The following is a 16,642-nucleotide window of genomic DNA, read 5'->3' on the forward strand; positions in this document are numbered from 1 at the left end:
CACGCTTGCTGAATGTTGTCTTTCAGGGAAAGGAGCCAGAATGAACCAGCCGCAAGCGAAGAAAATCCCCCACGTCATGAACCTGCACGGCGAATCGCGTACCGATAACTATTATTGGCTGCGCGATGACGAGCGTGAAAACCCAGAGATTCTGGCACATCTGCACGCCGAGAATGCTTACGGTAAAGCGATGATGGCGTCACAGGACCCACTGCAGGAGCGGGTATTAAAAGAGATTGTCGACCGCATCCCGCCGCAGGACCACTCCGTCCCCTACGTAAAAAACGGCTATCGCTATCAAAGCCGCTACGAGGTGGGCAACGAATATCCGCTCTATTTTCGTCAGTCGGTGAACGCACCAGCGGATGAACCCTGGCAACTGCTGATCGACGGCAACCAGCGTGCCTCCCACAGCGATTTCTACACCATGGGCGCACTGGCCATTTCTCCTGATAACCAGGTGATGGCGCTGGCGGAAGATTTTCTGTCGCGTCGTCAGTATGGCATCCGTTTCCGTAACCTCGAGAGTGGTAGCTGGTATCCGGAAGTACTGAGCAATGCCTCTTCCAGCGTGGCGTGGGCCAATGATTCGCGCACGCTGTACTACGTGCGCAAGCACCCGAAAACGCTACTCGCGTACCAGGTGTGGCGCCATGAGTTGGGCCATCCGCAATCGGACGATCAGCTGGTGTATGAAGAGCAGGATGAGAGCTTCCACCTCAGCGTGCATAAAACCACCTCCGAGCACTTCATCCTGATTGCGATGTACAGCACCACCACCAGCGAGATCCAGCTGATTGATGCCGAGTACCCGGATGCGCAGCCGCAGGTGTTCTGCCCGCGTCGTCGCGATCACGAGTACAGCATCGATCACTACAATCATCAGTTCTACATCCGCTCGAATCGCGACGGCAAAAACTTTGGCCTGTACCGCAGCGCGTGGCTGGCAGAGAACCGCTGGCAGGCGTTGATTCCGGCACGCGATAACGTGGTGCTGGAGGATTTCCAGCTGTTCCGGCATTGGCTGGTGGTAGAAGAGCGCCAGCGCGGTGTCAACACGCTGCGCCAGATCAACTGGGAAAGCGGAGAAAGCATCGGGATCGCCTTTGACGATCCGGCTTATGTCACCTGGCTGGCCTACAATCCAACCCCGGAAAGTGACACGCTGCGTTATGGCTACTCATCCATGACCACGCCGACCACGCTGTTTGAACTGAATATGGAGACGGGCGATCGCCGTGTGTTGAAACAGACGCCCGTGCCGGGCTTCCACTCAGAGGACTACAAAAGCGAACATCACTGGATCACGGTGCGTGATGGCACCGAAGTGCCGGTATCGCTGGTCTATCACCGCAAGCATTTCAAACCGGGCAGTAATCCCCTGCTGGCATACGGCTATGGCGCTTACGGCAGTAGCATGGATGCCAGTTTTGGCACCAGCCGCATCAGCCTGCTGGAGCGCGGCTTTGTCTACGCGATTATCCATGTGCGCGGCGGTGGCGAGTTGGGGCAGCAGTGGTATGACGATGGTCGCCTGAAGAATAAGATGAATAGCTTCACCGACTTCATTGATGTGACGCAGGCGCTGGTGGCGAAAGGCTACGGCAATCCGCAGCAGCTGTATGCGATGGGTGGCAGCGCGGGCGGCTTGTTGATGGGCGGTGTGATTAACCTTGCCCCCGAACTGTTCCACGGTGTCGTGGCGCAAGTGCCGTTTGTCGATGTGGTGACGACGATGCTGGACCCATCGATCCCGCTGACCACCGGCGAATATGACGAGTGGGGCAACCCGGAGCAGGAAGAGTTTTACCACATCATTCGCCAGTACAGCCCGTATGACAACATCGAAGCGAAAGCCTATCCGCATCTGTTAGTGACGACAGGATTGCACGATTCCCAGGTGCAGTATTGGGAACCGGCGAAGTGGGTAGCAAAACTGCGTGAGCTGAAAACCAACGATACGTTACTGCTGCTGTGTACCGAGATGGATTCCGGTCACGGCGGTAAATCGGGGCGTTTTAAAGCGTATGAAGGCGTCGCGCAGGAGTTTACCTTCCTGATCGGTCTGGCGCAGGGCAGCTTGCCAGACCGCGTCGATTATTGATCGACCTTCACGTACTTGCGCAGCGCCTGCCGTAACGGTGGGCGCAAATCGCGCACATTTTCCAGCACCCAGCGCAAGTAGCCGGGATCTTTACGCGCAATGCTGCCAATGCTTTGCCCACGATATTTACCAAACGGGAACACATCACCGCTGACTTCTGCGGGCTGACAGCGGCCGACCATATCACTGACGCTCCAGCCGGAGGTCTCCATGATGCGGATCAGCAGCGCAGCGGTGACATAGCAGTCATACAACGCACGGTGCGCATGCAGTTCAGCAGGTGGCGTGACGTCCAGCTTCAGGCTGTGACGCAGTGCCTGATTACCGTATTTAATGCCCGGCCACAGCTGGCGTGCCAGCGTCATGGTGCAAATCCATTCACCGGGCATGATGGGCAGCATGCGACGATCGAAACTGGCATTGTGCGCCACGTAATGTGGGCTGCCATGATAGCGACCAATCGCTTCTTCAATGGTCGGCTTATCGGCGACCATCGCTTCCGTAATACGATGCACCGCCATGGCCTGACGGCTGATAGGGCGGTCCGGGCAAATCAAATCGCTCATCGGATTGACGATCTGTCCGTCGATCACATCCACCGACGCGACTTCGACCACGCCGCCTTGCAAGCCACAGGTTTCGGTATCAATAACGCGTAACATAGGTTAATTACTTCTGTTTGGGTTCGTAGGGCAGGCGAGAGAGGCTGAGCGATGCCTGGCGATAGCTCATCAAACGCTGGCGGAACCACTCGCGCAGGGCTTCCGGTTGCTCGCGCTCAACCATTTCCGCGATCACGGGCATATTGTAGCGCTCTTTAAAGGCCACACCTGCGGCGGCCAGATCGACATTCACTTTGTCTTTCTCTTCCTGCGACAACAGGGCAAGGTTTTGGCTCATGCATTTCTCCTGATAAACAGGGGCAAAAGTAATGGTTTCCCCTTTACGGATCAAGGAAATTGGATCGCACCGCAAGTCTCGACACGTCTTTGCCAGCGGCGTATCCTGCTGCCACGTTTGCGGCAGAGCGCCGCATGGCAAAGGGAAGAAGTGATGAAGAAAACTGCGTTAAACCCGATTATGGCGCTGTTGCTGGCGTCATCCACGTTGGTCTTCAGTCAGTTTGCACTGGCACATGCTCACCTGAAAACGCCGGTTCCCGCCGATAAAGCGGTGATCGACAGCTCGCCACAAAATCTTACGTTGACCTTCACTGAAGATGTTGAGCCTGCCTTCAGTGGTGTTGAGGTGCTCAATGCCCAGAATCAGCCAATGGCCGTGGAAAAAGCCAAACTCAACGACAAGCAGCATGATCAGTTGATCGTACCGATCAGCAAACCGCTGCCGTCAGGTCACTATCAGGTGAACTGGCATGTGTTGTCCGTTGATGGTCACAAAACCAAGGGAAGTTACGCGTTCAGCGTGAAGTAATCGATGAGCCTGAGCACGTTGTGGATTGGTCTGCGCGCCCTGCATTTTATTGCGGTGTTATTGCTGGCTGGCAGCGCGTTCTATACGGCTCTGCTGGCGCCACGGCGTTATCGCCCGGTGCTGGCGCAACGTCTGCACTCAATTTTAGTGACGACAGCGCTATTGAGTTTGCTCAGCGCGGTATTGATGCTGGCCACGCAAACCGGTTTGATGAGCGGCGACTGGCGCAATGTCGGTGACGTGGAAACCTGGCAAGCGGTATTAGCCACGCGTTTCGGCGCGGTGTGGCGTTGGGAGCTGGGGTTCGCACTGCTCAGCACGCTGGCTTTACTGCTGCGTGGCACACTGCGCCAGCAGCTTTTGCTGATCAGTGGTCTGTTGCAGCTGGTGGCGCTGGCAGGCGTCGGGCATGCCGCGATGCGCGATGGTTTACCAGGCTTATTGCAGCAGAGCAATTACGCGCTGCATTTGATTGCTGCTTCGTTCTGGACCGGCGGCTTACTGCCTCTGTTAATGCTGATGCGTGAAGCCCGTCAGATTACGTATCGCACCGATGCGATTCGCTGCATGATGCGTTTTTCGCGTTATGGGCATCTGGCTGTCGCACTGGCGTTGCTCACCGGGATGATCAACAGCCTGATGATTGGCGGCACGCCGCTCAATTGGGGTGCCACGCTGTGGGGTGCGATGCTGGTGGTTAAAGTGATGCTGGTGATGATGATGGTGGGCATTGCGCTGATCAATCGCTATATTCTGGTGCCACGTTTTCGCGTCGCGGGCAGCCACGCGCCGCAGCAGTTTATTCGCCTGACGCAGCTTGAGCTGCTGCTGGCCATTGTTGTTGTCGGATTGGTTAGCGTGTTTGCCACGCTGTCACCGGCCTGAATTGTAATAAATGAAAAATGAGGTCGATATTTTGCTGAAGAAATTGATTCCAGCCTGCATTCTGATGGCGCTGTGCAGCCAGGCGATGGCCGCACAGATTATTACCGTCAGCCGCTTTGAGATTGGCAAGGACAAATGGCCCTTCACCCGCGAAGAGGTGATGCTGACCTGTGAGAAAGACGGCGCGCTGTTTGCCATCAATCCGAGCACCTTGTTGCAGTATCCGCTGAATGATAAAGCCCAAGCACGCGCTGATGCCGGCAAGGGCACACTGCAATCCATCGATACCATCGTGGCGGAAGACAAAGCGCATCCTGGCCAGAAAATGAGCCTGCAACCGATCGTTGATCGCGCGCAGCAGTTGTGCGGTAAGTAATCCCTGCAAAATTCGGGCGTAGCGCACAGTTTTGCCGCTACGCTTGCTTTTCCGATGTGTCAGCACGATCACAGAGTTGGCAGCTTCCTGACCGCATCGTGACGGTTGGCTGGAAAATAACCACCCTTGGACTACCTTTAAATGGCAAGGCGAACTCGCCTTCAAAAATGCCAACTTTTAGCGCACGGCTCTCAAAGAGCCATTTCCCTGGACCCGATACAGGAATCGTATTGGGTCTTTTTTTATTTTATTGATTTTTATGATTAAAATTTTATTTTCACCCAGATTTCCCGAAATTTGTCCGAAATCTTTATATCCGAATCAAATTCCAACCCCGCATTCCTTACCCAGCCTTTGCACAAAATAACCACAAATCGCCCAGCTAATCCGCCAATCGCGCCACGCTTCACGTGCTACATTTCCTCTCAGCCACACGCCAACCCTGCCGGCCAAAACGAGAGTCTTGCGATGTTAAAACCTGCTGTGCTGTTTACCGCGATGCTGCTGCTCAGTGGCTGCGCACTGAAGCAATACCCGCAATCACCCAAAGTCAGTGATGAAGAAGCGCAAACCTACAACTGCGCGGCACTGGATCAGGAGATCGCTAAATCCCACAGCGTCCAGCAGCAAATCGACAAAACCGACGAGTTTGATGCGCTCACGGTGATTGGTTTTATCGGTGATTTTGGTATCGGCAACGGTATCGCCAAGGCCAGCGCTAACAAGCATGCGACTGCGCGGTTGAATCAGCTGGAACAATTAAAAACGGTGCGTTGCGGGCATCCAACGGCGTAATAGATCCATGCCAGCACGAAAGATGCGGACATTTAACAGCAGCCAGATAGCGTGAAAAATGGTATAAGAGTGCGCACTGTTTGTATTGCCGATTAATAAGGATCCTTCATGGCAAATGCGCAATATCTTCTCTGGGTAATGATTGGTACCTTAACGCTGCTGAGTCTCTTTATTGGTGTTGTCGTCGGAAGGACGAAAACCCCGCGTGTAGGCTTTGCGACCTTCGCCGGATTGTGGGTATTCTTCTTGCTGGCGATATTCTTCCTCTCGCGCTAGAGAGCACCGTTTGCCACACGGCTTGTGTGGCAAATCAGTTGGTTAAGCGGTGTGGTGTAGAGCGGCACGATGCTGAGCAATTAGCGTGTCAGCCAGGTAACGATCTTCTTCATGTTGCGACACGTAATATTCATAAGGGTCGCGCACGCCAAGGCTATCAATATAATCCAGGTGAGCTTGTTTAACTTCCCGATTAATATATTGCACCACCTCTAATCCCAATTCATCCGCATAGACTGGCGCTTTGCTTTTAATGTCGCGAATCAAGTCCGCGTTATTTTGCATGAAAAGCTCCAGATCGATTTTGTAATAGTCTTTCATTGCTCACTCCTTAAGAAAATACTGTCCCTTAAGTCTGGCACACGCTGTTAATTGCGTGTGGCTTAAGATGCCAGCCACGCCGCAACGCCGCCGTGACGCGAGCAGGTGCCACGATGATGGGTGCTAAAACTGTATGAACCATCGCGGCAACGGGCCGTTGCGCCTTCGGGGACGTCATTATTTTGCGTATGCGCGGGACGATGGATCGACTGTCCTTCGCTGTTGATGTAACTGCCTTGCTCGATCAGTTCAAGGTGCCTTTTGGCGTGTGTGGGCATGCTGACCAGCAACAGCATCAGTGTGATTGCAGAAAGCCTCTTCATGATCTCTTTGCGGTGGAAAGGGGGATAGGACGTTATCGGCAGCAAGGATAAAAGCTTAAATCACCATCATTAATGTAAGCGAAGCGTAAAAATCAATGATGAGAATGATAGTTAATATCATTTAACTTGTTCGGAATTCTCTGGATTGATAGAGTAGCCGCCGTCCCGCACAGAGCTAACGCCTTTAATGAGCGCCGGAGATAAGCGCCGGACGGGACTTTCATCAGGGCTGCAGGACGCAGCCGCTGTTGAAACTTCTGAGATGACCAAATCCTTCAGCCCACAAACAGCAGATGCACCAATCGCGCCAGCGATTCCAGCAGCAACAGGCTGCCGAGAAATATAAACACCAGTACACCGATAAATTGTTTACGGCTGCTCACGCTGCTCCCTCCCCTGGCTTCATCTCACCGGACTATACTTTATGCCGGGTTCACTAAACTTCCAGTCAACCGGGGAAGATTACATGTTTTACCAGACGGTGAGTGCCAAAACGTGGCGTAACATTTGGGTGGTGGGTGATTTGCATGGTTGCCGCGCTCAGCTGGATTCGCAACTGATTCTGCATGACTTCGATAAAGAGCGAGACCTGCTGCTGTCAGTGGGGGATTTAATCGATCGCGGGCCCGACAGCCCCGGCTGCTTGCAACTGTTGCAGGAGCCATGGTTTCGCTGCGTGCGTGGTAATCACGAACAGATGGCATTGTCGGCACTGGAAGGCCAGGATCCGATGCTGTGGATGATGAACGGCGGTGACTGGTTCTGGCAGTTAAAAGGCGCGGATTTAATTGCGGCACGCCATGCGCTGAAACGCTGTGCAGATCTCCCACTGATTTTGCATCTTGAGTTAGCCGATCGCGTGGTGGTGATCGCCCATGCCGACTATCCCGCCAGCCATTATGAATTGGGTCAGGACGTGGACTGGCATCAGGTGGTGTGGAGCCGCGATCGTCTCGGCCGCCATCATCGTGGCGCTTCCGCCAGTATTGACGGTGCGAGCGATTTCTATTTCGGCCACACGCCGCTGGAACAGCCGCTTAATGTGGCGAACCAGCATTACATCGATACCGGAGCAGTATTCGGTAATCGCTTAACGCTGGTTCAGCTGCAGTAGAATTAACGGAATAAACGCCCGTCGCGCACCAGTTCGCGTGGATAGCTGTTTTTGATGCGGTTACTGACTTTTTTGGCTAAACCCAATGGCTGTTGCTGATAGGTGACGATCACTTCATCGCGAGCCGGAGCGGTTTCAGGGTGAATATCCTGACCGCGATACCAGCTTTCTGCTTCGGCTTCCGTCAATTCGAAATCCAGTGCATTGCCAGGTTTTGTCAGGGCAACCACGGCTTCATGCTGCCAGCGATAACCTTTCGGGAAAGTCTCTGCCAGCTTGAGGCCAATACGTGAGAACCGCACTCTGCCGAGCCAGTTTTGCAGCGCAGCCGGGAACAGCCACAGTTCTTTATCACGCTGCCACAGCGAGTGATGCTCATCCCACTCGATACCCACCTTAGCTGCCGCCTGTTGCACTTCAGCAACCAGCTTGCGGCTGGCCGGCGAGAAGGGCAATTTACCCACTTTATAGGTGGGCGCGGGCAGCGCCGGGATGCTGGCGGTTTTGCGCAGGCGTGCGACAAAGAAGCCTTCACTGTCGAAGATCTGTGGGAAGACATGCAGGAAGCCTTCCGGCGTCAATGCACGCTCGGCACCGACAAACAGGTCGCCCAGAGGCACGATTTCAACCGCATCGGGATAGTGCTGCTGCAACCAGGCGATGACCTGTTGGTTCTCAATCTGGTTCAGCGTGCAGGTGGAGTAGATCAACGTGCCGCCAGGTTGTAATGCATGGAATGCACTGTCGATCAGGTCACGCTGGGTTGCGGCAATCTCTTCAATGCTGGCCAGCGTCCAATTGCGCAGGGCGTCGGCATCTTTGCGCACTACGCCTTCGCCGGAGCAGGGTGCATCCAGCAGGATGGCATCAAACTGTTCAGGAAGGGCGGCGCCAAACACGCGGCCATCAAAGTGCGTTAATGCCACGTTACTGACGCCACAGCGGCTGATATTGGCATGCAGCACTTTTACTCGACTGGCAGAATATTCATTGGCGAGGATCGCACCTTCGTTGCGCATCAACGCTGCCATTTGCGTGGTTTTGGAACCGGGTGCCGCAGCGACATCCATCACCTTACGTGCTTCCGGCTCGGCATCAAATAACGCGGTGACCGGCAGCATTGAACTGGCTTCCTGAATGTAGAACAAACCACTCAGGTGCTCAGCCACACTGCCCAGCGGCAATGTCTCATCTTCCCGCTCGATCCAGAATCCTTCGGCGCACCAGGGAACCGGCGTTAAGCGCCAGCCATAGTGCGCGGTGCGCGCTAAAAAAGCCTCCACGCTGATTTTCAACGTATTGACGCGCAGGCTACGGCGCAGCGGCTGTTGGCTAATCGCCAGGAAACGCTGCAGTTCATTTTCGTCAGCCAGGCTGGTGCGCATCAGCGCAAGGAAATCTTCAGGAAAGCGATCGGACACGGACATTTACCGGGGTATCAAATTTAGCGCGAAGTGTAACACGTGCAAATAAAACGGGCAGCCCGCAGGCTGCCCGATTGCTTAATTGGGATCCGGAATCGCCGTTCCCCAACTGCGCCACTCTTTCGGCGCTTCATCCTGCAGCAGGAAGTGTTTATCAGCACCGGCCTGTGGCGCCAGCGGCACCGTCGGCGGTGTGGCAAATTGAATGCCGCCACGAATGAACTGCTGGAAGGTGCCGGTTTTCACTACGCCACCAATCAGACCGAAGTCGAGGTTATAGCCAGACGCCAGCCAGAACACGGAGTTATTACGCACCAGATGCTGATACTTCTTGCTGATGCGCAGCGCGATCTGTACGCGATCCGCCATGTTGCCCAGCGAGGTACCGGTTACCGTACCCACTTCCACCCCACGGAACAGCACCGGGGTACCCAACGACAGCGAACCGGCTTCGGTAGCATCAACATAAATGTTGAGTCCGTTGAGGTAACGCGAATCGGTGATGGTACTCTCCTGCAACTCAAAGGTACGTGCCTGAGCCCCTTTGCCGGGATCGACATTGAGGTAAGGCTGCAGCAAGGTCTCCAGATGATTAACACCCGCTGGCGAAATTTCCGGTGAGACCACTGAGAAGCGACTGCCGATACGCGCAAAGTCCTGCACATACTCGGGATAAAGCACCGCTTTCGCCACCACCTGATTGTTGTCTTTACTCAATGCCAGTGATTCGACCTGGCCGACATTAATGCCGAGGTAACGAATCGGCATGCCCGCGGCCAGCTTGCTGGCATCAAAGGTATGCAAGGTGATCTGGCTGCCGACTGCACGCGCAGCCGTTTCAGAGGCATACAGTACGCGTTTCATGCCTTTCGCTGCTTGCGCGCCAGTGAGGTTATCGAAGCTGATCGCGCCTTTCAGCGCACGGTTAAGCGGCGAAGCCTGCACGGTTAAACCGCTGCCGTTGAGTTGTACTTTCGCACCACCTTCGGCCCAGAATACGCTCTCGCTGGTCAGCAGCTTGCGGTATTGCGGCTCAATGTGGATGGAGATCTCAAAGGCATCGGCGCGCGGCACTACATCCACCACTTCACCCACCTGGAATTTACGATACAGCACCACTGAACCGGCCTGCACATCTGGCAAGCTGTTGGCGGTCAGTTTCAGTGTGGTTGGCGGCTGGTCACCAATAATCCCTTCCTGCGCACGCTCAGCATCGGCATATAAAGGATAACGGGCGGAAGGATCGCCTTTCGCACCCGGCACCAGACGTATGCCACCGTCTACCCATTCACGGGCACTGGCACCCAGCACCTGTATTCCGTCGAGACCAAACTTCACGTCGAGACGGCTATTCACGATGAATTTGCTGTCCGCGTGCACCAGATGGCGATATTCCGGATTGATGGCTACCGCAAAGCTAATGCCATTCTCATCCAGTTGGCGCGAAATGACCTGCCCAATCTTCATGCCGTACAGCATCACCGGCTGGCCGCCATCAATACCGTAGGTTTCCGGCGCGCTGAGTTTTACCGTCAGGACATCCGGTTTTTGCAGCAGGGTTTCGCTGGCAGGCAGCACGGTAAAGTGATCCTGCGCGGGACCTTCACCCGGTACCAGTTCGAAGGTGTTACCGGTCAGCAAGCTGCTGAGATTGGTGTTGGTCAGGCTCAGCTTTGGCGCACGCATTTCAATGCGGGTACCGCTGCGCATCAGGCTGGTTACCGAAGGATCCACGGTGAGTTCGCCGGTGACTTTGCCGCCCGGCAACAGATTGAGTTTGGTCAAGGTACCGACTTCCAGACCCTGATACATCAGCGGCGTGCTATTCGCTTTGAGGTTATCGCCGCTCGGTAAATCCAGACTGATCTGCACACCACGCTGGCTGCGTGCCAGATCAGGGTAGAGCTGATAGTTTTCGTCGCTGTTGGCCTGCTGGCCTTCTTCTGGAGAATCAAAGGCAATCGCGCCATTTACCAGCGCGGCCAGGCTCTCCAGCTTGACTTTGGCACCGCTCAGACTGACGTCAGCGTCTACTCCGGACACGTTCCAGAAGCGGCTCTGCTTTTTCACCAGATTGACGAAACGACGCTCTATCAAAACGTCGACCGTGACGCCATCAGTATTACCGTTGATGCTGTAGTCATAGACGCGTCCCACCGGGATTTTGCGGTAGTAGACCAGCGAACCGGTGTTCAGCGAACCCAAATCGGGAGAGTGCAGGTGGATCAGCAACTCGCCGGTGTTGACGCGATATTTGGGTTGCGTGTCGAGCGCGGTAAAGTGCTCACGCGGATTGCCGCCGCCGGGCATCATGCCAATATAGTTACCGCCCACCAGCGCATCCAATCCTGAAACGCCCGCCAGCGAGGCTTTCGGCGTCACCAGCCAGAACTGTGTATTGTCCTTCAGCGCATCGCGCATATCGCTCTTGATACTGGCCTTGATCTGGATGCTGTGATAATCATCGCTCAGCACAATACCTTGCACGGTACCCACTTCCACGCCCTGATAGCGAATCGGCGTACGGCCCGGCACGATGCCATCTGCGGTCTGGAAATTGATGGTGATAGTGGTACCGCGTTCCTGATAGTTGGTCCATAGCAGCCAGCCAGCAATCAGCAGGGCGATAATGGGCAATAACCAGAACGGCGAAACCTTGCGTTTGTTACGCAGGTTGGCGCTAGTCGGTGTAGTCGGCGTTTCCTGTTGCATGTGCATCCCAGATCAGGCGGCTATCAAGCCACTCTACAGCCATAATGGTCAGGATGACTGCCGCACCGAAATAGAAAGCGGCAGGTCCCATGGTAAAAGCCAGCAGTTGATCGCGATTCACCAATGACATGGTGACCGCAATCACGAACAGATCCAGCATTGACCAGCGTCCCACCCAGGTGATGGCACGCAGCAGTCGAATGCGGGTTTTTAAGCCCTGTTCACACTTAAAATGGATGCTGACTAGCAAAGTCAGCATCACTAACACTTTGGTAAACGGCACCAGAATACTGGCGATAAACACTACCGCCGCTACCGGGATGTTACCGGAAGCCAGGCCCAGAATACCGGAGAAGATCGTATCTTCACGGCGCGCGCCATTGACGTAAACCACTGAAATCGGCAGCAGGTTAGCGGGGATCAACAGCACAATCGAAGCGATCAGCGCGGCCCAGGATTTCTGCAAACTGTGGCGACGACGGAAGTCGAGCGGGGTGTGACAACGTGTACAACGTCCGCGTTCGTCCGGCACACCGGTTTGATGGCAGTTCAGACACACCTGCCACTGTTCAGGAGGGGACGTCGGCAAAGCCTGCGGATAATAGTGTTCCCACAGCTCTTCCACGTTAAGGTGAATCAGCGTCAGCAGACTCAGCACCGTCAGCGCGATGTAGGCCACCAGACCGTAGCCCACTTCCAGCGCGGCATAATCCTGCACCTTAATAGAGGCGACCGCCACACCGACCAGATAGATATCCAGCATCACCCACTCTTTGAGCTTCTCCAGCATCAGCAACACCGGACGCAGGTTCATCCCGATGGCGTTGCCAATCCATAAATAGCAGATGCCAGCGACTAAGGTTACCGGTGCACCAATGGTACAAAACGCCACCATTGAGGCCGTCAGCACGTTGCCCTGCTGCGCCATCTGGATGACGCCTTCCACCAGGCTGGCGTTGATGCGCATGCCAAGCAGGCGAATATCCACCAAAGGCAGGCTGAAGGCGAAGGGCATCAACACGATCATGGTCACGGCCATCACGGTGAGTCGCGTCATTGACCAATCGCGGCCGCTTTGAATTTTTGCATGACAGCGCGGGCAATGCGCCGACTGATGCGATTTCACATCCGGTAAGGAAAAAAGGGTATCGCATTGCGGACAACGCTGATAACGTGCGTGGGGCAACGTCTGGCTGATAGCGTGAATTTTCATAGGTGACGCAAGTGGCCCATCGTTCGTTACGTTTACCGGCATGCTGTTCAGAGCATTCTGACTGCAATAGGGAGTGGTACAAGAATAGTCTTAACCACCGACTGCTAAGGGTATAGTAACTAACATAATGATTCACCTGATGGGGCTGGATTATTAGTGCTTATTTTAACAACTGAGTGACAACAAGCTCACGACAGTGACGAGTTATGGTTAAACAATGAACAAAAAAGCCTTTTACGAGGATTTAAATCGCGATGTCCGTGCACTGTTAGCGGGCGAAACCTCTTTCCTGGCAGCACTGGGTAATTGCAGTGCGCTGTTGTTTGAACGCCTGGAAGGCGTGAACTGGGCAGGATTCTACTTGCTCACCGAGCCGAATACGCTGGTGCTGGGCCCGTTCCAGGGAAAAATTGCCTGCGTACGCATTCCGGTGGGCAAAGGGGTTTGTGGCACAGCGATTGCAGAAGATAAAGTACAGCTCGTTGAGGATGTGCATGCGTTCCCTGGCCATATCGCGTGCGATGCGGCCAGCAACGCTGAAATCGTGATTCCTCTGAAAGTGAATGGCACCGTTGTCGGTGTGCTAGACATTGATAGTACGGTTTATTCTCGCTTTGATAGTGAGGATGAAGCGGGGCTGGTGGCCCTTACCGACGGGCTTTGTGAAGTGCTGGCGGGCAGTGACATCGAAAAATTTATTCAACTGTCACGCAGCTAATCGACTGGATCACATAGCATTTGGCGATGTTGTCATTATAATGTCGCCTGTTCATGCCTGCTCTGGTCGGCAAACCCGTAGTAATCAGGAAATTTCATGGAAAATCAACCTAAGTTGAATAGCAGTAAAGAAGTGATCGCCTTTTTGGCGGAACGTTTTCCGCAATGTTTTAGCGCCGAAGGTGAAGCGCGTCCGCTTAAAATCGGTATCTTCCAGGATCTGGTTGAGCGCGTTCAGGGTGAAAACAGCCTGAGCAAGACGCAACTGCGTTCAGCCTTGCGCCTTTATACCTCAAGCTGGCGTTACCTGTACGGCATTAAAGCGGGTGCAATCCGTGTTGATCTCGATGGCAACGCCTGTGGCGTGCTGGACGAACAACACGTTGAACATGCGCGCAAGCAGCTGGAAGAAGCCAAAGCGCGCGTTCAGGCGCAGCGCGATCAGCAAAAAGCGAAGAAACGCGAAGCCGGTGAAGAGACCGCTGAACGTCGTCCTCGTAAACCTGCTCCTCGCAAAGCGGCTGAAGGCGAAGCACCACGCAAGCCTCGTCCACAGGCACCGCGTGCCGCATCAGCAGAACGTACTGCTGCACCGCGCCCACCGCGAGCTAAACCTGTCACTGATACCTCAACTTTGCAACCCGGCCAGAACATCAAAGTTAAAGCAGGCAAAAGTGCAATGGACGCCACCATTCTTGAAATCACCAAGGATGGCGTTCGGGTGCAGCTCGCTTCCGGCATGGCAATGATTGTGCGCGCAGAACACTTGCAGTTCTGAAACGGAGGCTGACCTCGGCATGAACAACATTTTAAAGATCGGTATGATCGCGGGCCTGCTGTTAGCAGGCCCCACCTTTGGCGCAGATAACATTACCCGCGCCGACCAGATTCCACAGTTACATGAAGACCCGCAGCATCCTACCGTCAGTGAACGCGTCACTTCGCGTTTCACCCGTTCTCACTATCGCCAGTTCGATCTGAATCAGGATTTCTCTGCGAAAATTTTTGATCGCTACCTGAATCTGCTCGACTACAACCATAACGTGTTGTTGGCTTCAGACATCGCGCAATACGCCGATAAGAAAACCACGTTGGGTGATGAACTGCGCAGCGGTAAGCTGGATGTGTTCTACGATCTCTACAATCTGGCGCAGAAACGCCGCTTCGAGCGCTATCAATATGCGCTGAGCGTGCTGAATCGCCCGATGAATTTCACCGGCAATGACACCATTGACATTGACCGTGCAAAATCACCTTGGCCGAAAAACAGCGATGAGCTGAACGCGCTGTGGGATGCCAAAGTCAAATATGACGAGCTGAGCCTGAAACTGGCCGGCAAAGATGACAAAGAGATTCGTGAAACGCTGACTAAGCGTTACAACTTTGCCATTCGTCGCCTGGCGCAGAGCAACAGTGAAGATGTGTTCCAGCTGGCGATGACCGCCTTCGCGCATGAAATCGACCCGCACACTAACTATCTGTCGCCACGCAATACCGAACAGTTCAATACCGAAATGAGCCTGTCTCTTGAAGGTATTGGTGCCGTGCTGCAGATGGACGATGATTACACGGTCATTAACTCCATGGTGGCCGGTGGACCGGCCGCGAAGAGCAAATCCATCAGCGTGGGCGACCGTATTGTCGGCGTTGCTCAGCCAGGCAAGCCAATGGAAGATGTGATTGGTTGGCGTCTGGATGATGTGGTGTCCAAAATCAAAGGACCGAAAGGCAGTAAAGTACGCCTGGAAATCCTGCCTGCTGGCAAAGGCACCAAAACCCGCACCGTGACACTGACGCGTGAAAAGATCCGTCTGGAAGATCGCGCAGTGAAAGGCACCGTACATAACGTCGGTAAAGAGAAAGTTGGCGTACTGGATATTCCAGGCTTCTACGTTGGCCTGACTGACGATGTAAAAGTGCAGCTGCAAAAACTGCAGAAGCAGAACGTCGACAGTATTGTGATCGACCTGCGTACCAACGGCGGCGGTGCTCTCACCGAAGCGGTATCACTGTCTGGTCTGTTTATTCCAAGTGGCCCAGTGGTGCAGGTCCGTGACAATAATGGTCGCGTGCGCCAGGACAGTGATAACGACGGTATCGTTTATTACAAAGGTCCGCTGGTGGTGCTGGTCGATCGTTTCAGTGCTTCCGCATCTGAAATCTTTGCCGCTGCGATGCAGGATTACGGCCGTGCGCTGATTGTTGGTGAACCGACCTTTGGTAAAGGCACCGTGCAGCAGTACCGTTCGCTGAACCGCATCTATGATCAGATGCTGCGTCCTGAATGGCCGGCGCTGGGCTCAGTGCAATACACCATCCAGAAGTTCTATCGCATCAACGGTGGCAGTACTCAGCGTAAAGGCGTGACGCCAGATCTGCTGATGCCAACTGGCGTAGAAGCGGCGGAAACGGGTGAGAAATTCGAGGATAATGCGCTGCCATGGGATAGCGTGAATGCCGCGACTTACACCAAAACCGGTGACATCACCGCGCTGGTACCGCAGCTGACCAAAGAGCACGCCGATCGTATCGCTAAAGACCGCGAGTTCCAGTACATCATGAAAGATATTGCGCGCTTTGACGCGATGAAAGACAAACGCAATATCGTGTCGCTCAATCTTGCTCAACGTGAGAAAGAGAACCACGAAGATGATGCACTGCGTCTGGAACGCATTAACGCGCGCTATCAGGCGGAAGGCAAAGCCCCGCTGAAGAGCATTGAAGATTTGCCGAAAGACTACAAAGAGCCAGACCCGTATCTGGACGAAACCGTGAAAATTGCCAATGACATGGCGCAGCTGGAGAAAACCCAGCCTGCTGCCGAAAGCGCGAAGTAAATTTTCGCTGAATAAAAGCACCGCTCCGGCGGTGTTTTTTTTTGCACCAAAGGTATTGTTCATTGTGGCTAATGGGCAGATTTGCGCACATCATTACCAAATGTAAAGTTATGT

The 16,642-nt window shown here is 54.3% G+C and carries 17 protein-coding genes; 10 read left to right on the forward strand and 7 right to left on the reverse strand.

Going from position 1 to position 16,642, the window contains the following annotated elements:
- Positions 1 to 40 precede the first annotated feature (40 nt).
- Positions 41 to 2,104 (forward strand): prolyl oligopeptidase family serine peptidase, encoded by a 2,064-nt coding sequence (locus VI01_RS17395; protein ID WP_038646531.1) that lies wholly within the window; start codon positions 41 to 43, stop codon positions 2,102 to 2,104.
- Here VI01_RS17395 and exoX read toward each other — a convergent pair.
- Together exoX and VI01_RS17405 are read right to left on the reverse strand one after the other, a co-directional pair.
- Positions 2,098 to 2,766, reverse strand: coding sequence for an exodeoxyribonuclease X (gene exoX / locus VI01_RS17400; protein WP_038646533.1), 669 nt, complete (start codon positions 2,764 to 2,766; stop codon positions 2,098 to 2,100). The two genes, VI01_RS17395 and exoX, sit on opposite strands and share 7 nt — an antisense overlap.
- A 7-nt stretch (positions 2,767 to 2,773) precedes the next feature.
- Positions 2,774 to 3,004, reverse strand: coding sequence for a DNA polymerase III subunit theta (locus VI01_RS17405; RefSeq protein WP_034828680.1), 231 nt, complete (start codon positions 3,002 to 3,004; stop codon positions 2,774 to 2,776).
- Positions 3,005 to 3,157: 153 nt separating this feature from the next.
- On the opposite strand from VI01_RS17405, the gene copC reads away from it, so the two are divergent.
- The 5 genes from copC (at position 3,158) to VI01_RS25620 (ending at position 5,867) form a co-directional block, all read left to right on the forward strand.
- A complete protein-coding gene (gene copC / locus VI01_RS17410; protein ID WP_038646537.1) occupies positions 3,158 to 3,535 on the forward strand; it encodes a copper homeostasis periplasmic binding protein CopC in 378 nt (125 codons plus the stop codon).
- A 3-nt stretch (positions 3,536 to 3,538) separates the two neighbouring features.
- A complete protein-coding gene (gene copD, locus VI01_RS17415; RefSeq protein ID WP_045816053.1) occupies positions 3,539 to 4,420 on the forward strand; it encodes a copper homeostasis membrane protein CopD in 882 nt (293 codons plus the stop codon).
- A 28-nt stretch (positions 4,421 to 4,448) separates the two neighbouring features.
- A complete protein-coding gene (locus VI01_RS17420; RefSeq protein WP_034828876.1) occupies positions 4,449 to 4,796 on the forward strand; it encodes a YebY family protein in 348 nt (115 codons plus the stop codon).
- A gap of 468 nt (positions 4,797 to 5,264) precedes the next feature.
- Positions 5,265 to 5,591 (forward strand): hypothetical protein, encoded by a 327-nt coding sequence (locus VI01_RS17425; protein WP_045816054.1) that lies wholly within the window; start codon positions 5,265 to 5,267, stop codon positions 5,589 to 5,591.
- A gap of 108 nt (positions 5,592 to 5,699) precedes the next feature.
- The gene (locus VI01_RS25620; protein ID WP_167540447.1) at positions 5,700 to 5,867 is read left to right on the forward strand and encodes a hypothetical protein; all 168 of its coding nucleotides are present in this window, start codon (positions 5,700 to 5,702) and stop codon (positions 5,865 to 5,867) included.
- Between the two features lie 42 nt (positions 5,868 to 5,909).
- Here the strand turns inward: VI01_RS25620 and VI01_RS17430 are convergent, their stop codons facing one another.
- Together VI01_RS17430 and VI01_RS17435 are read right to left on the reverse strand one after the other, a co-directional pair.
- A complete protein-coding gene (locus VI01_RS17430; RefSeq protein WP_045816055.1) occupies positions 5,910 to 6,188 on the reverse strand; it encodes a hypothetical protein in 279 nt (92 codons plus the stop codon).
- Positions 6,189 to 6,250: 62 nt separating this feature from the next.
- Positions 6,251 to 6,511, reverse strand: coding sequence for a DUF3761 domain-containing protein (locus VI01_RS17435; protein WP_052697013.1), 261 nt, complete (start codon positions 6,509 to 6,511; stop codon positions 6,251 to 6,253).
- A gap of 466 nt (positions 6,512 to 6,977) precedes the next feature.
- Here VI01_RS17435 and VI01_RS17440 point away from each other — a divergent pair, with 466 nt between their 5' ends.
- Positions 6,978 to 7,625, forward strand: a complete 648-nt coding sequence (locus VI01_RS17440) for a metallophosphoesterase (protein WP_034828689.1) — start codon at positions 6,978 to 6,980, stop codon at positions 7,623 to 7,625.
- A 2-nt stretch (positions 7,626 to 7,627) separates the two neighbouring features.
- On the opposite strand, the gene rsmF is transcribed toward VI01_RS17440, so the two are convergent.
- From rsmF to yebS, 3 genes are all read right to left on the reverse strand, one after another.
- Positions 7,628 to 9,052, reverse strand: a complete 1,425-nt coding sequence (gene rsmF, locus VI01_RS17445; RefSeq protein WP_045816056.1) for a 16S rRNA (cytosine(1407)-C(5))-methyltransferase RsmF — start codon at positions 9,050 to 9,052, stop codon at positions 7,628 to 7,630.
- A gap of 75 nt (positions 9,053 to 9,127) precedes the next feature.
- Positions 9,128 to 11,761 carry a PqiB family protein gene (locus VI01_RS17450; RefSeq protein WP_045816057.1) on the reverse strand — a complete coding sequence of 878 codons (2,634 nt, stop codon included), beginning with the start codon at positions 11,759 to 11,761 and terminating at the stop codon, positions 9,128 to 9,130.
- Positions 11,730 to 12,974 carry a membrane integrity lipid transport subunit YebS gene (gene yebS / locus VI01_RS17455; protein ID WP_045816058.1) on the reverse strand — a complete coding sequence of 415 codons (1,245 nt, stop codon included), beginning with the start codon at positions 12,972 to 12,974 and terminating at the stop codon, positions 11,730 to 11,732. Before yebS ends, VI01_RS17450 begins: the two co-directional genes overlap by 32 nt.
- Positions 12,975 to 13,191: 217 nt before the next feature.
- Here yebS and VI01_RS17460 point away from each other — a divergent pair, with 217 nt between their 5' ends.
- The 3 genes from VI01_RS17460 (at position 13,192) to prc (ending at position 16,528) form a co-directional block, all read left to right on the forward strand.
- Positions 13,192 to 13,692 carry a GAF domain-containing protein gene (locus VI01_RS17460; protein WP_038646557.1) on the forward strand — a complete coding sequence of 167 codons (501 nt, stop codon included), beginning with the start codon at positions 13,192 to 13,194 and terminating at the stop codon, positions 13,690 to 13,692.
- A 96-nt stretch (positions 13,693 to 13,788) separates the two neighbouring features.
- On the forward strand, positions 13,789 to 14,469 hold the full coding sequence (gene proQ, locus VI01_RS17465) for an RNA chaperone ProQ (protein ID WP_038646559.1): 681 nt from the start codon (positions 13,789 to 13,791) through the stop codon (positions 14,467 to 14,469).
- Between the two features lie 19 nt (positions 14,470 to 14,488).
- Positions 14,489 to 16,528, forward strand: a complete 2,040-nt coding sequence (gene prc, locus VI01_RS17470) for a carboxy terminal-processing peptidase (protein ID WP_045816059.1) — start codon at positions 14,489 to 14,491, stop codon at positions 16,526 to 16,528.
- The last annotated feature ends 114 nt before the right edge of the window (positions 16,529 to 16,642 follow it).

This window comes from Pantoea sp. SM3, from assembly GCF_000963995.1.
GTDB classification, from domain to species: Bacteria; Pseudomonadota; Gammaproteobacteria; order Enterobacterales; family Enterobacteriaceae; genus Pantoea; species Pantoea rwandensis_B.